Source organism: Paraglaciecola arctica BSs20135 (assembly GCF_000314995.1).
Taxonomy (GTDB): Bacteria; Pseudomonadota; Gammaproteobacteria; order Enterobacterales; family Alteromonadaceae; genus Paraglaciecola; species Paraglaciecola arctica.
In genome coordinates this window covers 17,464-38,381 of sequence record NZ_BAEO01000067.1, presented here as the reverse complement: position 1 = coordinate 38,381, position 20,918 = coordinate 17,464, and the positions used below count along the sequence as shown (strand labels likewise).

Here is a 20,918-nt window from a genome sequence, read left to right as displayed (position 1 = left end):
TAATGTGGTTTATTTTGCCGATAAAACTATGCTGTCACCGTGAATTTTTTCAATTGAAAACGGCACTGTGTTTTGCTTTGACATAATGGTTAATTGTTCGAATAGCTGTTCTGGCCAGCCCTGATATTCAATCACTAATTTTGTTTGTTGCTGATCTTGTAACTCGACTGATGAATCTTCAATGCCGACTAGCCAATTTGACATATAGGCCATAATATTATCACTTTGTAATTTGTTTCCTGAAATTCCTACAATGACAGGTTGTTGATGGCTACCCGACCATGCATCATTTGTGTCAATGCTAATGCGTTTGGCAATACGTTGAGCCAAATCTGAGGCTAATTTTTTCATGGCATTGATACTATATGCACCGGCTTTTTGGGCTGACTCCACAGACGTTGAAACAACTATGGCGGTTTGATTTCTAACTAATTCGACATTGGCTAATAGTTGGTTGTTTTTATTTTTATACCTTGATATTCATCGCTGACGACGCTGCTTTCAAGGTTGGATGTAAGTATGAAACTTGCATAAATAGGTGTCTCGACGTCGCTACTAAGTAAAGTAAAGCCAGATTGTAATAGAGCTTTTTTTAGCGCTGTATCAAAGGCATTTTGTAGATTAGAGCGATCACGGCCACTGACTTGGGAAGAACTGAATATAATGCGAGGTTTTTTTAACCAATTGTATCTATTTAGTTGATTGTCCACATGGGCGCGGACCGCTTTTTGATCGATAGTCGCGGCAATATTGACTTTAAATGTATTATCATCGTATTTACTTTCTTCAATAATAACGTAGGAATCTAATTTTCCTTTGGCAGTGGAATATATTTTTTCAGAGGCAATTTTAAAATTGTTGGTTTCAGTTCTGGCACTGATATAAGTTCCGAATAATTGTTCGATCGCCACTCGTTTGGCATCTTCAATGGCAACATTACGTGCATCTGCGATATTATTATTTTCAATGAATCCATAGCCTGTGACTTCTACAGATTTTGCCCAAGCAAATGAAAAACAGATACTTACTAGCAGAACACTCAATAAACGTAAAATCATTTTGAATCAATCCCTTTAAAGTGCACTATAAAACTGAAATGTAGTATTGCTAAAATAACCTAATGTTGCAATGCAGATAAATTAATAAAAATAACTCTTTATTTCTATTATGGGTTAACCACGACTGGGATAATTCAATACTCCAATAAATAGGATCTTTATCCTTAGGTTGGAAGGGGAATTCAAACATCCAGCTTTACTATTATGTCGCTTTAGTAAATTGGTGTAACTGATGTTGAAAATTAATCGTGGCTGACCGTTACTTTAATGATAGATAAAATAATATTGGTTATGCCCCTTAGTAAGGACTTTTTATGAACGATGAACCGCCATTTTATGGTGACCAAATCCAAGGCGATCGAAACTATCAGGAGGATTCTTTTAGTATTAAAGTGTTTGGTAATGAAACATTACTTTTACTGTGTGATGGTATGGGAGGGCATGTGGCAGGGAAACAAGCAAGTTCTCTCGCTGTTGAGGAATTTGTACAGGGCTTTAGTCAACATATAGACTCGCCTAGTTATAAACGTCTAGAGACTGGGTTAACAATGGCAAATTCGGCCATACAACAGAAAGTATCGCAGTCAGCTGAACTTAAAGGTATGGGTACTACACTTGTGGCAGTGCATTTGTCTGGTGATACAATTTATTGGGTGAGTGTAGGGGATTCACCTCTTTGGCTGGTACGTGAAAATAAAATACAACGTTTGAATGCCGATCATTCATTGGCAGGGGTGTTCAAAAAGTTAGTGGAACAGGGGCAAATGACAGCACAAGATGCTGCCAATGATCCGAAGCGACATGCTCTACTTTCTTCAGTGAGTGGCGATGAAATCAAACATGTCGATTTGCGAGAGTCAGCTTTTGAATTGCTCAAAGGGGATTGTTTATTGTTGGCAAGTGATGGTCTTGAAACCTTATCTGATGAAGATATTATTCGTCTGGTTGCTGGCAATGACAAGCCTAAAAAAACTGTTGCACTATTACTCGACGCGGTCACAACATATCAGAAACCCCAACAAGATAACGCAACAGTAATGGTTTATCGTCATGGAATGCCTTCGGGAAAAACATCCAAGTTTTCTTTTTTTACATCGTCAGTGTCAATGCTGTTATCTATGTTTTTAGTGGCTGTGTTATTAATTCTAGGGGCTTGGCAATGGTAAAGCCTAGGTAATGATGCTGATATATACATCGATGACGCGGCCCAATGTAGGAGATAAATTTCTTTACATTACTTAAGGGGATCTGCTTAATATACAATCATAGTTGAGGAGGAATTGAGTCGGTATTATTACAGCCTCAACGAAACGCCGCTTGTTTTTATGTGTTTTAAATATGTCATTATGGCTTAACAACATACCTGTGTAATGTTGATCTAGGTTATTGAATTATATGACACGGGCATAATGTTAGATAACTACTAGGGTTATAGTTTTAATGGAAATTGTTTAATGGAACTGCACGCACTTCAGTCTGGGTACATGTTACATGAATACCAGATTGAAAAAAAACTCGGTGAGGGTGGTTTTGGCATAACCTACTTGGCTATTGATACACACCTCGATATGCGGGTTGCGATAAAAGAGTATCTGCCCAGTGATTTTGCTATGCGTCAAAGCGATACTACTATTGCTCCGAAAAGCCCTGCGCTAAAGGAAGGGTTCGATTGGGGCTTAAACGCGTTTATCGATGAAGCTAAAACTATTGCGCAATTTGATGCACCTAACATAGTTAAGATCCATCGTTTTTTTAAGGGTAACGGTACTGCTTATATAGTAATGGAGTACTGCGATGGCGGCAGCTTAACTCAGCGGATAATGACTAAGCCTTTTAGTGAGCAGGCCACTCGGGCTTTGCTTGAAGAGTTGCTTAAGGGTTTGCAGATGGTACATGGAAACCATATTTTTCACCGTGATATCAAACCTGACAACATTATGTTTCGTAAAAATGAGACGCCTGTTCTTATTGATTTTGGAGCCGCCAGACAATCCATTGGTGGGCAAACTCGTACTGTTACCTCTATGGTCACTCCAGGTTTCGCGCCTCCCGAACAATACAGTCAAAACACCAAATTTGGGCCATGGACAGATATTTATGCTCTGGCAGCCGTCGCTTATAACTGTTTAAAGGGACATAAACCCAGTGATGCGGTACAACGTATGGTTGAGGATGATTATCAACCTCTTAGCCAAGGAACACAGGCTTCAGGGTTTCTTCGCGCAATAGACTGGGGGTTAAAATTATCAGCCAGTCAGCGCCCTCAGGATTTAGCGTCATGGCTTTCTAGCTGGGATAGCAATGTTGTTGCTGACTCTGAGTCATCCGATAACACTGTTTTGTTTTCCTCAGGTGATAATACCGTACTGCAAATACCAGATGTTAGTCACTCTTCAGCACCTCAGGTTAAAGAAGCGACATCAGCGACTTCCGGGGCAGGGCGTTTCAAATTAATCATTATAGTTATTATTACATTGGTCCTGCTTGGTGGTGGGTATTATGGCTTTAACCATTTTCAACAAGAACAAGTCGAGGTAACACCACAATCAATACCAATAGCCAAAGCTTTAGAGCAGCCTATTGCCACCTCACCACAACAGGTACCTGAAACGACAGGACAGTTATGGGTCGCTACCTCCCCAGATAATGCGCAAGTGATTATATTGGATATTGAGTCAAGTTATTCGTCGGGTATGTCACTCAAATTGGGGCGCTATGGTATTAAGGTACATGCAAGCGGTTATCAAGATAAAATAGAATTTGTTGATATTGGTAGTGGTGATAATAATGTGACAATTAAATTAGTTCCTCAAATAGTCCCTCAAACCGTGCAAATACAGAAGCCCCTCGAAACTGGGCAGCTTTGGATAACAACTACGCCCGAAAATGCGCAAATCGTTTTATTGGACATTGACCCAAGCTATTCGGCGGGTATGAAACTCATACCAGGACGGTATCGTATTAAGCTGATGGCAGCCGGATATCAGGATAAAATCGAGACTATTGATGTCGCCAGTGGTAATAATAATGTAACTATTGCGTTAACTCAAAAAGCGCTGAATGTGCCCTTGCCAAAAATGGTCGCAATCACTGGCGGTAGTTTCCAGATGGGATCAGACAGTGGTGAAAGTAATGAAAAACCCGTTCACACTGTCAATATTAAAGCCTTCAGTATTAGCCAGAGTGAAATCACATTTACTCAGTGGGATGCTTGTTTAGATGCAGGGGGCTGTAGTTATAAACCACATGATGAAGGCTGGGGTAGAGATAATCGTCCCGTCATAAATGTTAGCTATAAGGACATTACCGATGAATTTATTCCCTGGTTAAATAGAACCTCGGGTAATGTCTATCGTTTGCCTAGTGAGGCAGAATGGGAATATGCGGCAAGTGCAGGTAGAACATCCAGATACAGTTGGGGTTATACTATTAACTGTTCACAAGCCCGTTATGGGTATCTCTCAGGTGAGTGTAAAAAACGCCAAAATACCGACCGGGTAAAATCATTTTTAGCCAATCCATTTGGTTTGCATGATATGCACGGTAATGTTTGGGAATGGACTCAGGATTGCTGGAATGACAGCTACATCGATGCTCCAAATAATGGTGAAACTTGGAGTAAGGGCGATTGTTCTCAGCGAGTATTGCGTGGTGGTTCCTGGCTTTCCAGACCCGATGCTCTGCGTTCGGCTTACCGTTTCAGAAATTCAACAAAGGTTCGTAATAACGATCTGGGCTTTAGGCTTGTGCAAGAGCGCTAAGTAAATCTAATTATTAGTTTTTGCGTTATTGCATGTTTTTTCACTTTATTCCTTTATATATTTTGCAAACCTCCAAAAGCGGCGCTTAAGGAGGTTTGGGTATAAATATCTTAATAATTTTTAATGAAATGGAGCTTCAAAGCCTTTGGGTTTAACTGCTAACAAGTCACAGCCAACCGTTTCGATGAGCCTTTGTGCAGTGCTACCCAACAAGCCGGTGCGATAGGTGGTACCTAATACTAGAATGCCTGCTTTAAGCTGATCTAAGGTTTTCGGCAATACATCGTCTATATCACCAGAAATAATATGTTGGTTTGCGCTGTTTGGTACATATTCAGAGCATTCTTCAGCAAATTTAACATTATGTTGATTACGTAATTTTTCAAGCACCATGGGTTCATTTTGTTGTTGGTCATAAGAAAAAACATCTGCCCACATGCCACTTTTATCGACTGCCTCAAGTAATATATCCCAATAACTAGGATCAAAGCAGTGTAATGCATGCAGTGGCATTTCTAGGCCTGAAGATATGGCAAAACCTGTTTTAAGAATACTTTTGTCTAACTCACTTTTTTCGCTTAAATTATGTTCAGGATCGATGGCCGCTACAACCGAGGTGTTTTTAGTCCATTTATGGTTTTTAACTAATAATATTGGTACTGGGCAGGCTTTGAGTAAATACCAATCTGTTGGAGTAAATAGTCGCCTGGCTATTACTGTATGTTGATGAGTGGCCTTTATCACTAAATCGGGTTTAAAGTTGTCTACCACTTTTAATATGGCCAGATAAATAGGTGAATACCAAACCACTTCCGTCTCGAAGGTCACGTTACTTTGAGAGTGTTGGCTTATCAATTTATCTAACTTTTTTTGATTGATTTTAATGATCTCTGCCTGAGCTTTTTTTAGTTGTTTAACGCTCAGTAAATTACTAGCCACCACAGAAGGATAATACAGACAGCTTAATAATTTGATGGTAATTGGTTTATTTTTAGCAAATTGTAATGCCTTGCTTAGTGCTAGTTGTTCTTGTTTATCAGGATCGATATCTACCAGTATTTTTTTAATGGTTTGCATGGTGTATTTCCTAACTGCTAATTATAAAGTTGGTTTTAGGGTTAATATGTCACAGTTCATGTTCGCTAAAATATGTTCTGCAGTATTACCAATAAAAGCGCCTGACATACCGGTTCTGCCAACCGTTCCCAAAATTAATAGCTGTGCATCAATTTTTTTTGCTATTTTAGGTATGGCCATTTCCGCAGGGCCTTCAATTACATGATAAGGATTAATAAATAAATCATGTTCTTTGAGCAAAGATTCCATTTTGTTTTTATGGGCATTGCTGAAATCAACCTTAATGCTCTCAAAGTCGATATTAGCCCAACCCACATCCATGCTTGGTGACATGCTGGGAGTCTCAAAAGTATTCACACTGTGTAATTGCGTTTTAGTGACATGGGCAAGCATTTTCGAATATTCGAGTATGCTGTGATTGAGTGCTATGTGTTTTTTATCGGTGGCAGTGGGATCAATAGCCGCTAATATTGGTTTGTTCTGCCAATGTGGATCTCTAACCAGTAAAATAGGTGCTTTGCAATATCGCAGTAAATGTCTGTCAATTGGCATCGCAAAAGGGTTGATATTAGATCTATCGGCTGTGATCCGCTTGATAACCAAGTCGGGCTCAAGTTCATCAACAATTTCTTCTATGGCTTCATGTAATTCTCTATGCCAAGCCACATTAACACTGCAACTGATGCCTTTTTTATCCAAAATATCGGCTAGGGTATCCATATATAAATACCTGTCTGCCATATATTGGTTTTTCATCTCTTTGCGATGTTCACTGGATAACACATCGGTTAATTCCATTACTGGTTCGTAAATGGAGTTAAAAAGGTGGATATGTACATCATTAAACTCAGCAAACTTTAACGCTCGTTCTAATGCCGGGTGTTCAGTATGTCTGCCGCTTATCACCACTAATATTCGTTTAGGTATATTCATTTTTTACCTTTCCAGTTATTCGACTCCTTGAATGCTAACGAGCTATGCTCTAAGCCGCTTGATACAGATCAAATACCCAGATTACAACATTCTATATTGGCCATAATGTGTATAAGTAATAGGTTCAACCTTGTATTTTGGTTGCAAAAAGGCGACTAAATCAATTAATTCTTGTACTGTCATTACATCATTAAATACCCGCATTTTTGAACTACCATCTTCGTTAGTAATTTTTTCGTCAATATAGCGACTTCGAGGCGCTAACTTATGGGAAGGGTTGATAACAGAAGTGACTAACTGAGCATAAGTTTTAACCATAGATGATGTGCCACCTAATGGAATAGGTGTATCAAACTCTTTGATTAATGAATCATCTGCATAACCCTTTAATGAATGGCAAGCCTGACATTGGTATTTCATAAACACCTTTTCGCCGGTTGCCTCATTCCCTGCTGGCAAACTGAAACCTTTAGTAGAATCTGGGCCATAGCTGCAAGCAGCCATAACTGAAATCAAAATAATTGCGGTAAACCAAATTAACGTTTTCATGTTGATGCCTTAATTTTGTTATTAGACTTAGGACTTAGAATTAACATAAATGAAAAGTCAGTTTAAGTGGATAAGGAGGAGGCTTGTTTGTTGATAGGGATCAAACTTTAGTAAGTCAGCAACTATTACGGCACTTCTACTAAGGCCTTTATAATATTTATCCCGAGTTCAGGTTACTTATACTTTAGTCTAGTTTCGCTTAAAGAAATTTCAATTCAATAAGTTAGCCTATAGAGTGTCGACTATCTAATTGACTCAAGACCTAGATTTTATGCAGATTGGAATATGAGAGTGAAAATGCGAGTTCGAATATGCCTTTTTCTAATAATGAGTATTTATGCTAATAATGTGTCTGCTAGCACAGTAGAGCAACTAGAGAAGCGTGTTAAAGAGCTAGAAATTTTAGTCCAACAGTTGTTACAGCAACGTAAAGTAGAGCCAGAAGTAACAGAGTCAAATAGTCCCTCAGAAAATGAATCTACCTATTCCACTGATCCCTTGTCCACGCAAGTACAAAATTTGTCCCTGCAGGTTGAAGAACAACAATACTTAATTGATGAAACCTCACAAGTCCTAGATAGCAGCATGAAATTGGCTGGTTATGCTGACGTTGAATATAAAGGATCGAGTGAAGACGGTGTAAATGAAGAGTTTAGAATGCATCATCTGTCGCTGTTTTTTACTCGGCAGTTTGATAATGATCTTAAGTTTTTTTCGGAAATAGAATATGAAGATGGTCCTAAATTTAGTGGTGTGAATGATGGTTCAGGTGATATGGATGAGTCTTCAGGTACTATTTTCGTAGAAGCCATGAACTTTGATTGGAACTACAACCAATATATTAATTTGCGCGTTGGGCGCTTCTTTACCCCCGCAGGAATTTGGTCTGAAGATCACTACCCACCTTTCGTGGCTACGCAAGAAAGACCTATGCATATCCGTAAAATATTTCCCCAGCTTGTTGATGGTGTGTCTGGTTTTGGTTCAACTTATTTAAGTAACGATATTAGCTTTGATTACAATATGTTTTTGGGTAATGGTGAGTCGTCAGTTTCCGGTAAAAATGATTTGAATAGCAATAAGGCGACAGGCTTCCGTGGCAACTTTTATTTTCCGGTTTTGGATGACTTAACTACTGGCTTTACCATATACAATGACAATGAAGATACGGCTAATGGTAACGCTGATAAGACTGCTATAGGGTTTCATATTAAAGCTCGTTATGAGAATGTTACTGGGCAAATTGAATATGCAAAAGCTGACTTAGAGTTTGCTGACTCAGCATCGGATTATGAGCGAGAAGGTTTTTATGGGCAGATCCTTTATGACCTTGATCAATGGGCACTAGGTTATCGCTATGATGTGTATGATCAAACCAGTCTAGACCTTGATAAAATCAAACGGCATTCACTGTTTATAAATTACCATGTAAACGAAAGTATTACGTTAAAAGGTGAATACCATATTAATCAATATGACGATCCACTGATCGATGATTTTGGTTTTTATATCTTTTCTATTTCAACGTACTTAGGGAGGTAAGTGACGATGAATTATTTACGTAACCTCTTACTTTTTGTCCTAATACCTATCAGTACTGATGTATTTTGTGAACGAATTTATGTAGTTGTGAATGAAAACAATGTTCAGGAAATTGATGCTGAAGTTGTTAAACAAATCTATTCAGACAAAGTTAGTTTTTGGAAAAATGGTGAAGGGATATTAGTATTTGAATTACCCGTTAAGTCAAACGCTAGAGAAAAATTCGCGCAAAACATTCTGAATAAATCTGCTATATCGACCCAAAGGGATTGGTCTAACCGATTTGTTAATAATACCATCAAAAATGAAGTTAAAATGAAACCGCAGCGTCTAGTGGCTAAGTTTGTTAGCTTAAAAGAATCGGCTATAGGTTATGTATCTGAGTCTGAAATAAACAATCTTAATGGTCTTAAAATTGTGATGATCATAGATTGAACTGGATATTCCGTTTAATTTTACTGGTTAATCACAATGTTTAGGGTCATAAGTCAATCCATAGCATTAAAAGTGATTGTGCTTGTAGGCACTGCTATGACGGTTATGTTCGTTATACAATCCTATGTGAATATTTCCAGTTTTCAGAAATTGGTTCACCCGCTTATTATGCGGGATTTGGATAACTCACTACTTCGCAGTAAAATGGTTTTTGATAATATTTATCAGCAAACAATCGAAGACGCGCGCATTATTCGTTCCCACAACGCTCTGACTAATTACCTCGATTATGAACAAATAGAAGACCTGCAAGGTTTAAACGATGAATTGGTTCAGTTAGAACAATTTTTAAGTTCCCTGACCGCCTCTAAACCTCGTTATCACGAAGTTGAAATTATCACCTCAAAAAGTTCTGTAATCCGCCTGCTGGACGGTACAGTGGTTGAGTCTATGATAGCGCCTTCCCTTGATTTTATAGAAAACGCTATTAATAAAGAACATCTCGTATATTTTGAAGTCCTTCCCATAAAAGCTCAGAGCGAGCTTAATAATGTTGTTCTGCTTAACTTAGATTACCAATTTTTGGCAGGTAACGAGTTCATTGATGGGAATGCATCTAAGGTTTGTATACGTATTTCAAATCAAATTAATCACCCCTTAGCAGAATTAATGGCCAGTCTTAAGTCATCCAATATAAATTTATCTGTGTTCTACCAAGGAAAACTTTTAGCTGGGGACATTGCGCAACACGAACCAGACAGTGATTTGTGGCTAAGCAAGCAATTTAACGATGAAAAAACAGGGCTTACTTTAACTGCCAGAATTAAAAAAACTGATGCGTTTTTATTGGTTGATGAAATGCAGTACAACATTATTTTGCTAGCCATATCATTATTGTTAGTGGTGGGGGTGTCACAGCTAGTGACGATTAAACTCTTAATCGCCAAACCACTGAAAAAGATCATTCACTTTATTAATGAACGTGCGCTGCAAAATGAAAATGGACTGATGCACTATAAAACTGACAGTAGAGATGAAATTGGTGTGTTTGCCCAAGGTCTTAATCATATGTTGGATCAAATCCAAAATAGGGAGTTATTGCTAAGAAACAGTGAAGAACGACTTGGTATGGCTTTGTGGGGCAGTGGTGAAGGCTTATGGGAATATAGACTGCTCAATGGATCTATCTTTCTGGATAATATGAGTTGCCGTATTTTAGGTTTAAGTAATAGTGAAATTACCACTGATTTTACAGTTTTCAGCCGTTCTATTCATGGCGATGATAGAGCAAGGGTTGAGAAATATTTTTCAGATTTTGCAAACCATCCTAACGAATTATTTGAGGTCGAATTTAGGGTAGCTAAACAAAAAAGTTATACTTGGCTGCAACTTAGGGGCAAATTAGTTGACAGTAATGATAGTGATATTAACAATCAAACGGTATTGGGTACCTTTAGGAATATTACTGAAAATATAGAATCAGAAGAACAAATTCGACTTTATGCCAAAGCCTTTGATAGTAGTAGTAGTGCGATCCTTATTTTAGATAAAAGACTAATTGTATTAGCCGCGAACGGCTCCTTTAGCCAGATTACAGGTTTTACGCTTAGCGATATAGTGGGACGAGTACCTGATTTTATTATTAATTCCGATAAATCAACATTTAACATCAGTGATTTCACTCACAATATAGATGCGTACGGAAAGTGGCAAAAAGAATTAATTGGTATTAAATCTGATAATTCACATTACGTGCAAGATATTAGTATTAATGTGATTTTGGACTCGGAAAAATTCCCTAGCCATTATGTATGTGCTTTTTCTGACATTACTCAGAAGAAAAAATCAGAAGAAGACTTATGGGAACTGGCTAACCATGACATTCTGACAGGTTTACCAAACCGAGGTTATTTCAGAAAAACCTTAGAAAAAACATTGAATAAAGCGACTCGAACAAATGAAAGTATCGTTTTGTTATTTATTGACCTAGACAGGTTTAAGCAGGTCAATGACACCTTAGGACATGAAACAGGGGATGAACTCCTCATAAAAGTGGCGCGTATTCTTTCTAAAGTAGCCAGAAGAAATGATTATGCAGCTAGGTTAGGGGGGGATGAATTTGCGATTATCTTAGAAGGGATTACTGAGAAAAAGCATATCGACAGAATTGCTGAAAACTTAGTGTTAAAGTTTAATAGTGGGATATTGGTTGACGATAAAGATACTGGAGTCGGTATAAGCATAGGAATTAGTGTCTTTCCAACCGACACAACAAACTCCGATGATTTAATACATTTTGCCGATACTGCTATGTATTATTCGAAAATACACGGTACTAACCAGTATCATTTCTTTAATGCCAGTATGAGTGATCATGTTAATCGCAGAAATTTATTGGAAAATGAGCTTAGAGCGGCTTTACAAAATGGCACTCTTAGTCTCTATTTTCAGCCTCAAATAAATATCGGCTCCGGTGAAATTGTTTGTTTTGAAGCGTTATCTAGATGGTTTCATCCTGAATTGGGAACCATCACCCCAGATGAGTTTATTCCCATTGCTGAAGACGCAGGATTGATTGTGCAACTTGGGCAACAAGTATTGATTAACGCATGTAAACAATTGAAGGTTTGGCACAACCAAGGCTTTGATGAATTAAGAGTAGCGGTCAACGTTTCGGCAAAACAATTTTTATTGTCAGATGTGGCGTTCGACGTAACAAATGTATTGCAAGAATATAATCTCGATGCAAAGCACATTGAACTTGAGTTAACTGAAAGTTTAATAGTTGATGATCCTGACAAAATTATCGGCGTGCTAAATCAACTAAAAAAGCTGGGAGTAAAATTATCAATTGATGATTTTGGTACTGGCTATTCCTCTTTGAGTTACCTCAGTCGCTTTCCACTTGATGTTCTTAAAATTGACAAAAGTTTTATCAATCAGCTTACGACTGACAAAAAAGGAATAGCGATTACCCAAGCCATTATTGCCATTGCCCACAGTTTAAAACTTGAGGTGATTGCCGAGGGTGTTGAAAATGAAGAACAGTTAGAGATTTTGCAAAGGCTTAATTGCAAATATGTACAAGGTTATTATTTTAGTAAGCCAATATCGGCAAATGACACTATAGCGTTCCTTAAAAACCATAATATATTTGATTAAATTACTGACGAGCAAGCTTAATTATAATTTGAGTTAGCAATATGGCTTTCGATATATACGGCCTTGTTAATAGAGATCTCCCCCTTTTACCTAGTCCAATATTACTGTTTGGTGGTGCCCATAGTTTACTTTTTATTTCATATAAATAATGCCAGAAGTAGGCAATAAATTTAAACGAAATTAATCACGAAAAATATTTTATAAGGGGGCTTGAATTCGATTATTGTGCTAATTGGTTTGAGTGTCAGCTTTACTTTCAGCGTATTTAACTCTGATTTTATTAGCACCTAACATACTGTCGTTTAAGTTCTTTACAGCGACTTTTGCATCACCTGGTTTAGGCATTTCAACAAAACCAAAACCCTTTGATAAACCGTTAGATTTTTCTTTAACTATATCGCAAGATTGCACTTTTCCATGTACCTCAAAGGCCGTTTGTAGTTCTTGCTCTGTGGTTTCTCTGTCAAGGTTTCTGATTAATATTTTCATTTAGTTTGTCACTTCTTGGTAATACCTGAAATTAGAGCCTAATGATAACAGTTTAAGGATTACCAAACGATCTGATTTTGGAAACTGATTACTTTTTGGTTTGTGAATAAGTTGTGAATACGTATGTAAGATACTATTAGATAACAGCCGCTAGAGGTATGATTTAGCAAGCTTTATCGAAGGAACCTATTATATGTTTGCAGCAATGTTTGAAACAAAATTAGCTAAGCGTAAAAACACTATTTTGTTTATTGTACTCTTGACCGCAATTACTGGGTGTTCACCTGCACCTAAAGAAGAATTATCGACACAAAAGCAAACAGATAGTATGCCCATTAAAAATCTATTACCTAAAAAGCCACTTGGTAAACCAGTTGTCTACCAAGTGTTTACTCGACTTTTTGGGAATACCAACACCACTAATAAACCTTGGGGCACTATTGAAGATAATGGTGTAGGTAAGTTTAGTGACTTTACTGATACTGCTCTACAAGGCATTAAAGAACTTGGCACCACACATATTTGGTATACAGGTGTGCCACACCACGATCTGATCACCGATTATTCAGCTTATGGTATTACTCCTGATGATCCTGATGTGGTTAAAGGCCGTGCAGGTTCGCCTTATGCGGTTAAAGATTATTATTCAGTCAATCCTGATCTGGCAGATGATCCAGCCAAACGTTTACAAGAGTTTGAGGCGTTAATTGCAAGAACCCATAAAAATGGTATGCAGGTCATCATTGATATAGTGCCTAATCATGTGGCGCGTAATTATCAATCCTTAGCTAAGCCTGAAGGTATGAGGGACTTTGGTGAACAAGACGATACAAGTGTTGAGTACGCCCAAAATAATAATTTTTATTACGTGGTAGGAGAGGATTTCCAAGTACCTTTACCTCTTGATGGATATCAACCTTTAGGGGGCGATGCCAATCCTATGTCTGATGGGAAATTTGCTGAATCACCCGCTAAATGGACAGGAAACGGCTCTCGTAAAGCACAGCCGCACTTCCATGATTGGTATGAAACAGTCAAGGTTAATTATGGTGTTAAACCTGATGGTAGTTACGACTTCCCGCGGCTACCTGAGCAATACATGCAACTGGGTATTAAACAACATGTGGCATTTTGGTCAGATAAAAAGGTGCCTGATTCTTGGCTTAAGTTTCGTGATATTACAGGCTATTGGTTAGACAAAGGAGTAGATGGGTTTCGTTATGATATGGCCGAAATGGTGCCAGTGGAATTTTGGAGTTACTTAAATTCATCTATAAAAATTAAAAAGCCTGATGCCTTTTTATTAGCTGAAGTGTACAACCCTGAATTATATCGCCAGTATATTCAGTTTGGGAAAATGGACTATTTGTACGATAAAGTTGAATTTTACGATAGCCTAAAAGCCATTATGCAAGGAAAAGAAAAAGCTAAAGTGTTACATCATATCCAATCAGGGCTTCAAGATATTGAACAACATATGTTGCACTTTCTAGAAAATCACGATGAACAACGTATTGCCAGTGATGACTTTGCTGGCAGAGTCGGTGGTGCACAAATGGGTAAACCTGCTTTGGTGGTGTCTGCATTGATAAGCCGTTCACCCACTTTGCTGTATTTTGGCCAAGAAGTGGGTGAAGACGGCAGTGAAGACTTAGGTTTTGGTGATCCGTCTCGCACCAGCATTTTTGATTATGGTGGTGTTCCCGCTCACCAACGTTGGATGAATAACGGCAAGTTCGATGGCGGCCAATTGAGTGAGTCTGAACAATTGTTACGCAGTTATTATGTTGATGTGATGAAGATCTCTGCTTTTCACCCAGCCATGTTAGGAAGTTATATGCCAATAAGTTTCAAACCCGACCAAGTTGCAGATGCCCAAACAGGCGAAGTATTAAACAGTCAAACTGGTATTAATAGTGCTGATAAGTTAGTGGCCTTTGTTCGTTATACAGATAATCAACGAGTGTTAGTGATCAGTCATTTTGAGCAGCAGCGCAGCATCAATTTAGCTGTGGTTTTGAATGCAGAACAACTCGACACATTAAAACTGAATACTGATGCCTATGTAGGTGTGGATTTATTAACAGGCACAAAACAAACCCTGATTGTTGAGGATAAATTAGGCGTGATGGAGTTGAGTTTAGCGCCGATGCAATCTGTGGTGATCCAGCTATGAGCCATCAGTCAGCTATTCGAGGGATTTTGTTTACATTCACATTGTTATTGTCCGCCTGTAGTGAGCCAACAAAAACCTCTACTGCAACTGACAATGTACAAGTATTACCCTATCAATTTGTGATGTCCGAACTAGAACGCCAGCGCAGTATTCGCTTGTATTTACCACCTAGTTATCACAACTCTGAAAAATCTTACCCGGTCATTTATATGCACGATGGACAAAACTTATTTGATGACATGACTGCGTTTGCAGGAGAGTGGGGAGTTGACGAGTCACTCAACCAACTCGCTGAAAAGCAGGGCCTTGAGGTGATAGTTGTAGGCATTGATAACGATGCTGATTTTCGCATGAATGAATTGTCTCCATGGGAAAATAAACGTTTTGGCGAAGCCCAAGGTAAACAATATATGGATTTTGTTGTAGAGGTTGTTAAACCTTATATCGACACCAATTTCCGCACCCAATCTGACCGGTTACACACGGCAATTATGGGAAGCTCTATGGGCGGATTGATTTCCCACTATGCCATTCATGCTTATCCAGAGGTATTCAGTAAAGCTGGTATCTTTTCGCCTTCTTACTGGTATTCGCAAGATGTGTTTTCTTTTAGCAAACTTAAAAAAGCCCAGTTAGATGCTCGCTTGTATGTGATGTATGGCGATAAAGAAGGCGATGGCATGATAGCCGATACTGCTAAAATGCAACGACAACTCAGACAACAAGGTCATCCTCGGAAAAATACGTTGTTTAAACGTGTACCTAATGGTGAACACAATGAGAAGTTATGGCGAGCTGAGTTTTCTGAAGCCGTTCAATGGTTATTTCAACAAGAGCCTGCTTTCTAATTACATCCCGTATTTATCCACATTTACCTAGAAGATAATCAATATGTTTTTTATTAAAGACACGATTTTTAGCACTTTTTCACATAAAGCACCCACACTTTTTAAATCAATGACTCTGTTTGTTTTTGTACTTTTTAGTTCATTATCACAGGCCGCAGAATACCAAAGTCATAGGCTTGAAGGTAATAGTCTGGTTGTTTTAACTGATGCAGGAAAAGTATCTGTTACCGCTTATTCAGCCAACTCCTTAGAGGTATTTTATCAACCTAATAATACCAAACAATTACCTTCTTTTGCCCTTGAGGATAGTCAAGAGACTGTTGAATTGGACTTAAAAAACACCCTCAACGCATTACAGCTAAGCACAGGGAAATTAACCGCCATAATCGATAAATCACCTTTGAAAATACACTATTACCAAGGTGGAAAACTACTTGTCGAAGAGGAAGTCGGTTTATTTTTAGAAGATACACAACGGGGTTTCCGATTTAAGCTGCAACAAAATGAAAAGTTAATGGGTGGCGGACAACGGGTGTTAGGAATGGACAGACGCGGGCACCGTTTTCCCCTATATAACAAGGCAGATTATGGTTACACCACACAATCTAATCAAATGTACTTTGGCTTGTCTGCGGTGATGTCTAATCGCCACTACGCGCTGATTTTTGATAATTCAGCTAGTGGTTATATGGACTTAGGCCATACCGAGTCGGATATTATGCAATTTGAAGCCGTGGGTGGGCGTACTGCCTATGTGGTAGTTGCAGGTACAGACTATCCAAATATAATCCAAAACTTTGTAGAAATAACCGGTAAACAACCTCTGCCGCCACGTTGGGCTTTGGGTAACTTTGCCTCTCGTTTTGGCTATAAAACTGAGCAACAAACACGGGATACCGTGCAAGGATTTATCGATCAAGACTTCCCTCTAGATGCGGTGGTGTTGGATTTGTATTGGTTTGGTAATGACATTAAAGGTTTTATGGGTAACTTAGACTGGGACAAGCAAACTTTCCCTACGCCTCAGAAGATGATGGCTGACTTTAAAGCCAAAGGGGTTAAGACTATTTTGATCACTGAACCCTTTATTTTATCCACTTCAGATAAGTGGCAAGAAGCGGTCGATAATCAGGTGTTAGCCAAAAATCATGCTGGTGCCCCCAGACGATTTGATTTCTATTTCGGCAATACTGGGCTAATTGATGTATTTGATAACAACGCCATTGACTGGTTTAACGGCATTTACACGGATTTATTCAAACAAGGTGTCGCTGGTTGGTGGGGAGACTTAGGAGAGCCAGAAGTGCATCCTGCTGACAGTATTCATAACTTCAATGGCTTACAAGTGACAGGCGATGAAATTCATAATGCATATGGGCATATGTGGGCAAAACAGCTTTATGAGAATCAGTTGGCAATTGCCCCTTCGCAGCGTCCATTTATTATGATGCGTTCTGGTTTTGTTGGCTCACAGCGATTTGGCATGATCCCATGGACCGGTGATGTTAGTCGTTCTTGGGATGGCCTTAAACCACAAGTTGAGCTGTCATTACAAATGGGCTTGTTGGGATTAGGTTATACCCATTCTGATTTAGGCGGTTTTGCCGGTGGTGAAGAGTTTGATCAAGAACTGTATATTCGCTGGTTACAATACGGGGTTTTTCAACCGGTATTTAGGCCTCATGCCCAAGATAATATAGCCCCAGAGCCTATCTTTCATGATAAGCAGACCAAAGATATTTTACGGGAATACGTAAAGTTGCGTTATGCCATGCTGCCATACAATTATTCTTTAGCTTACGAAAATAGCCTAACGGGCATGCCTCTAATGCGCCCGGTGTTTTTTGAAGACTCATCAAATCAAAACTTAATAGATATAAAAGATAGCTATTTTTGGGGGGACGCTTTTTTAGTCAAACCTATCACCGAACCTAATCTAAGTGCAATATCTATGGATTTACCTCAAGGTGTCTGGTTCGACTATTGGACAGATAAAAAGTATCAAGGCAATCAGACTATCCAATTAGCTACACAGCTCGATAGATTGCCTGTGATGGTGCGTGGAGGTTCGTTTATCCCTATGGTAGAGCCTGTGCAATCGACAGACGACTACACCACTCAAGCCTTGAGCTTACATTATTACGCCGACCCGTCTATTAAGTCCTCATCTGGCATTATGTATGATGATGATGGAATTGATCCTAACGCCATAAAAAATAAAACCTTTGAAACACTGATTTTTAATGGGCTACATAAAAATGGGCAACTCAGTATTAGTCTAAAACGCCAAGGTCAATATCAATCAATGCCAGCTACTCGATCGTTAACCTTGTTGGTTCACAACTGGAAAACGTCAGCCAAAGTGATCTTAATTAATCAAAAGCCCGTTGATATTGTTGAAGATAAACAAAAGTTTGCAGATGCCAGTGAAGCAGGGTTTTGGGACAAAAAGAGCAAGGTTATACAGCTTAAATTTAATTGGTCTGAAGATGTGGAGCTAGAAATAAAATAGGCGCAGTTCACTGTTTAAAGTGAGTGCGCCTATTGTTTAAATGCTTAGTGTTAAGGAGTGGCCTTAGTCTTGAGCACTTTGTTGGATCATATGTATATCCCGTTGTGGGAATGGGATAGTTAAGCCCGCTTCTTCAACTGCAGCTTTAAGTGCAGGACGTATATCAAAATATAACGCCCAATAGTCATCAGTTTTAGCGAAAGCCCTGACTAAAAAGTCAACTGAGCTGGTGCCTAAATCAACTACAGCGACTACGTTACCTTCGTCTTGTAATACTCTTGGATCCGCTTTTAGTACAGCTTCCATTGCCGCTTTACCTTTTGCAATATCATCTGAGTAAGAAATACCAATAGATATCTCTACCGCTCTTACATCACTTGCGGTGTAGTTGATGATGTTACCGTTAGCCAAAGGACCATTAGGTACAATGATGATGCGTTTGTCGAAGGTAATAAAGGTAGTAACAAAAATACCTATATCCGTTACTTCACCCTCTAAACCTTGTGCTCCAACGTAATCTCCTACTTTGAATGGGCGAAATATTAACACCATGACACCGCCAGCAAAGTTAGACAAACTGCCTTGCAGTGCTAGTCCGACAGCTAAACCTGCTGCACCTAAAATAGCTATAAATGAGGTGGTTTGAATACCGATCATCGATGCTACGCTGATCACCAATAACACTTTTAGTATTACTTCAAAAATGTTGGTTAAAAATTTTGCTAAGGTTTCGTCTGGTAAACCTTTAACTGCACTACGCCTAACGCCATTACTTAATTTACCAATAACCCACAAACCAACTACCAGTACAACTATAGCGAGTATAAATTGGGTACCGTATTCCGTGCCTAAGGTAATAGCTTTGTCATAGAAGGTTTGTAATTGTGTTTCAACTGAATCCATGGTCTTTCCTTTTAAATGATAAAAAATTCTAAGTTACTTGGTTCTACTATTAAATTTGAACAAATTTTTTATGGGCTTTTTAATATTGACAGGATTATTCTAGTGAACTTGCGTCAAATCATGGGGTGATTAGACGAAAACGGGCTTACTGTGATGAGTAAGCCCAAACAAGTTCTACAAAGTTAACTGACTTAATCCCTGCATCAATTGTTGTTTGATTTTTTGACCTTCATCTGTATCTAGATAAGCTTTAGCACTACTGATTACTTTGGTGATCATCTCAGAACTTAAACCCAAAGCTTCGAACTGTTTTTTCAACTCGTTCATTGCTTTTAATGAATCATTGTAGCTAGCAGCTTTGTCCATTAACCCGCCTAAATCATTTCCAGACGCCATTTCACTGATATCTGGCACCGCACCCATTAATGAATCAAGACCTGGCAGTGAATCACTTAAACCACTGAATTGTTCGGCAGAGATGTTTCCTTTGGCATAATTAAAGATTGACGCTAAGCTACCTGTAGCTTGAGATTCATCGATCCCTACTGATTCGCTAACAGAGCTGATCATATCTGCTACGTTAGGCATTGCAGCAGTTGCTGTTTCTGCTTCCATACCAAACATGCTTTTAATCGAATCAAGCCAACCTTCGGCGTGACTTTGTGGTGAGAAGGCAAGGGCGGATACAACAATAAGTAAATAAGAGATTTTCATAATAATTTCAATTTGGTTTGTGAATAACAGCGCTAATAATAAACGTTATTATTTAATAACGTTAATTTATTTATTCCTTTATTCTCACTTTTTTAAACGGGCTTAGTTGATTAGAAGGGCCTATGGCTCGGCAATAGTTATCCAGAATTCAGGTTAACAAGCTGGAGTTTGATTGTAAGTTGCACTCTGAAAATTCTAGTTGTAAGACAATTCTGTGGCTGGACACCTTCAGCAAATTATATAACCTGTCATGGGCGACAGGGTGTATTGAGCAAATTCATTCATATTGACTAAATTAATTCACTGCGCTCACTGTGGTTTAGTTGAAGATCTCAATTTTATCGCCAATTTTAACTCGTCCATCTGCAATCACCCTACAACATACACCACCTCGCCAATCAGGTGTAAGAGCTTCGGTAAGCCCTTGATGTTGGGCATCCATTCTGGGGCAGGGGTCTGTCTCTCGGGTAATTAATAAAATTAGCTGACCTATTTTGATTTGTTTACCAAGCATAGTTGCATCAAAACTAACACCTTCGAGCAACAAATTAGCGCGCCTAACTGTCCAAGGAAGGCTTGTTCCTAATTCATCACAGGCAAGTTGCCATTGTTCCAGGCTGAGTACTGTTACCTGACGTTTGCCAGGTTTACCTCTAAAATCATCTTCTACGCCTGCAACTTTGGAAACCATAGTCTCAACTTTGGTTTCCATTGGCGCTCTAGATTTAGTTCGAAAAGCGATATCCAATAATTGCATGC

The 20,918-nt window shown here is 38.7% G+C and carries 17 protein-coding genes; 8 read left to right on the top strand and 9 right to left on the bottom strand.

The features are described 5' to 3' along the window. Positions 1 to 9 precede the first annotated feature (9 nt). Both GARC_RS24335 and GARC_RS24330 read right to left on the bottom strand, forming a co-directional pair. Positions 10 to 351 carry a hypothetical protein gene (locus GARC_RS24335; RefSeq protein ID WP_153811020.1) on the bottom strand — a complete coding sequence of 114 codons (342 nt, stop codon included), beginning with the start codon at positions 349 to 351 and terminating at the stop codon, positions 10 to 12. 92 nt (positions 352 to 443) lie between these two features. Beyond that, positions 444 to 1,058, bottom strand: a complete 615-nt coding sequence (locus tag GARC_RS24330; protein ID WP_007625586.1) for a hypothetical protein — start codon at positions 1,056 to 1,058, stop codon at positions 444 to 446. A gap of 314 nt (positions 1,059 to 1,372) precedes the next feature. Here GARC_RS24330 and GARC_RS24325 point away from each other — a divergent pair, with 314 nt between their 5' ends. Together GARC_RS24325 and GARC_RS26125 are read left to right on the top strand one after the other, a co-directional pair. Beyond that, complete coding sequence (locus tag GARC_RS24325) at positions 1,373 to 2,224, top strand: PP2C family protein-serine/threonine phosphatase (protein WP_007625583.1); 852 nt, start codon at positions 1,373 to 1,375, stop codon at positions 2,222 to 2,224. A gap of 288 nt (positions 2,225 to 2,512) precedes the next feature. Next, positions 2,513 to 4,819 carry a bifunctional serine/threonine-protein kinase/formylglycine-generating enzyme family protein gene (locus GARC_RS26125; RefSeq protein WP_007625581.1) on the top strand — a complete coding sequence of 769 codons (2,307 nt, stop codon included), beginning with the start codon at positions 2,513 to 2,515 and terminating at the stop codon, positions 4,817 to 4,819. A 120-nt stretch (positions 4,820 to 4,939) separates the two neighbouring features. On the opposite strand, the gene GARC_RS24310 is transcribed toward GARC_RS26125, so the two are convergent. The 3 genes from GARC_RS24310 to GARC_RS24300 form a co-directional block, all read right to left on the bottom strand. After that, positions 4,940 to 5,896 carry a universal stress protein gene (locus tag GARC_RS24310; RefSeq protein WP_007625579.1) on the bottom strand — a complete coding sequence of 319 codons (957 nt, stop codon included), beginning with the start codon at positions 5,894 to 5,896 and terminating at the stop codon, positions 4,940 to 4,942. A 21-nt stretch (positions 5,897 to 5,917) separates the two neighbouring features. Further along, on the bottom strand, positions 5,918 to 6,829 hold the full coding sequence (gene uspE, locus GARC_RS24305; protein WP_007625578.1) for a universal stress protein UspE: 912 nt from the start codon (positions 6,827 to 6,829) through the stop codon (positions 5,918 to 5,920). 81 nt (positions 6,830 to 6,910) lie between these two features. After that, positions 6,911 to 7,378, bottom strand: a complete 468-nt coding sequence (locus GARC_RS24300; RefSeq protein ID WP_007625577.1) for a c-type cytochrome — start codon at positions 7,376 to 7,378, stop codon at positions 6,911 to 6,913. Positions 7,379 to 7,669: 291 nt separating this feature from the next. On the opposite strand from GARC_RS24300, the gene GARC_RS24295 reads away from it, so the two are divergent. From GARC_RS24295 to GARC_RS24285, 3 genes are read left to right on the top strand one after another with little or no spacing between them, the layout of a single operon-like run. Then, on the top strand, positions 7,670 to 8,920 hold the full coding sequence (locus GARC_RS24295; protein WP_153811019.1) for a porin family protein: 1,251 nt from the start codon (positions 7,670 to 7,672) through the stop codon (positions 8,918 to 8,920). 6 nt (positions 8,921 to 8,926) lie between these two features. Further along, a complete protein-coding gene (locus tag GARC_RS24290) occupies positions 8,927 to 9,355 on the top strand; it encodes a type 2 periplasmic-binding domain-containing protein (RefSeq protein WP_007625575.1) in 429 nt (142 codons plus the stop codon). Positions 9,356 to 9,391: 36 nt separating this feature from the next. Then, entirely contained in the window at positions 9,392 to 12,517 is a 3,126-nt protein-coding gene (locus GARC_RS24285) for a bifunctional diguanylate cyclase/phosphodiesterase (RefSeq protein ID WP_007625574.1), read from the top strand. Positions 12,518 to 12,745: 228 nt separating this feature from the next. Here GARC_RS24285 and GARC_RS24280 read toward each other — a convergent pair whose 3' ends face one another. Beyond that, positions 12,746 to 13,006, bottom strand: coding sequence for an RNA recognition motif domain-containing protein (locus GARC_RS24280; RefSeq protein ID WP_007625573.1), 261 nt, complete (start codon positions 13,004 to 13,006; stop codon positions 12,746 to 12,748). Between the two features lie 193 nt (positions 13,007 to 13,199). On the opposite strand from GARC_RS24280, the gene GARC_RS24275 reads away from it, so the two are divergent. From GARC_RS24275 to GARC_RS24265, 3 genes are read left to right on the top strand one after another with little or no spacing between them, the layout of a single operon-like run. Next, positions 13,200 to 15,182 (top strand): alpha-amylase family protein, encoded by a 1,983-nt coding sequence (locus GARC_RS24275; RefSeq protein WP_007625572.1) that lies wholly within the window; start codon positions 13,200 to 13,202, stop codon positions 15,180 to 15,182. Then, the gene (locus tag GARC_RS24270) at positions 15,179 to 16,030 is read left to right on the top strand and encodes an alpha/beta hydrolase (protein ID WP_007625571.1); all 852 of its coding nucleotides are present in this window, start codon (positions 15,179 to 15,181) and stop codon (positions 16,028 to 16,030) included. The genes GARC_RS24275 and GARC_RS24270 overlap by 4 nt, the downstream gene beginning before the upstream one ends. A 43-nt stretch (positions 16,031 to 16,073) precedes the next feature. Continuing rightward, positions 16,074 to 18,542, top strand: a complete 2,469-nt coding sequence (locus GARC_RS24265) for a glycoside hydrolase family 31 protein (protein ID WP_007625570.1) — start codon at positions 16,074 to 16,076, stop codon at positions 18,540 to 18,542. Positions 18,543 to 18,605: 63 nt separating this feature from the next. On the opposite strand, the gene GARC_RS24260 is transcribed toward GARC_RS24265, so the two are convergent. From GARC_RS24260 to GARC_RS24250, 3 genes are all read right to left on the bottom strand, one after another. After that, positions 18,606 to 19,445 carry a mechanosensitive ion channel family protein gene (locus tag GARC_RS24260; RefSeq protein ID WP_007625569.1) on the bottom strand — a complete coding sequence of 280 codons (840 nt, stop codon included), beginning with the start codon at positions 19,443 to 19,445 and terminating at the stop codon, positions 18,606 to 18,608. A gap of 174 nt (positions 19,446 to 19,619) precedes the next feature. Next, positions 19,620 to 20,159, bottom strand: a complete 540-nt coding sequence (locus tag GARC_RS24255) for a DUF2780 domain-containing protein (RefSeq protein WP_007625567.1) — start codon at positions 20,157 to 20,159, stop codon at positions 19,620 to 19,622. Between the two features lie 319 nt (positions 20,160 to 20,478). Beyond that, a complete protein-coding gene (locus GARC_RS24250) occupies positions 20,479 to 20,916 on the bottom strand; it encodes an MOSC domain-containing protein (protein ID WP_007625565.1) in 438 nt (145 codons plus the stop codon). Positions 20,917 to 20,918: the final 2 nt, after the last annotated feature.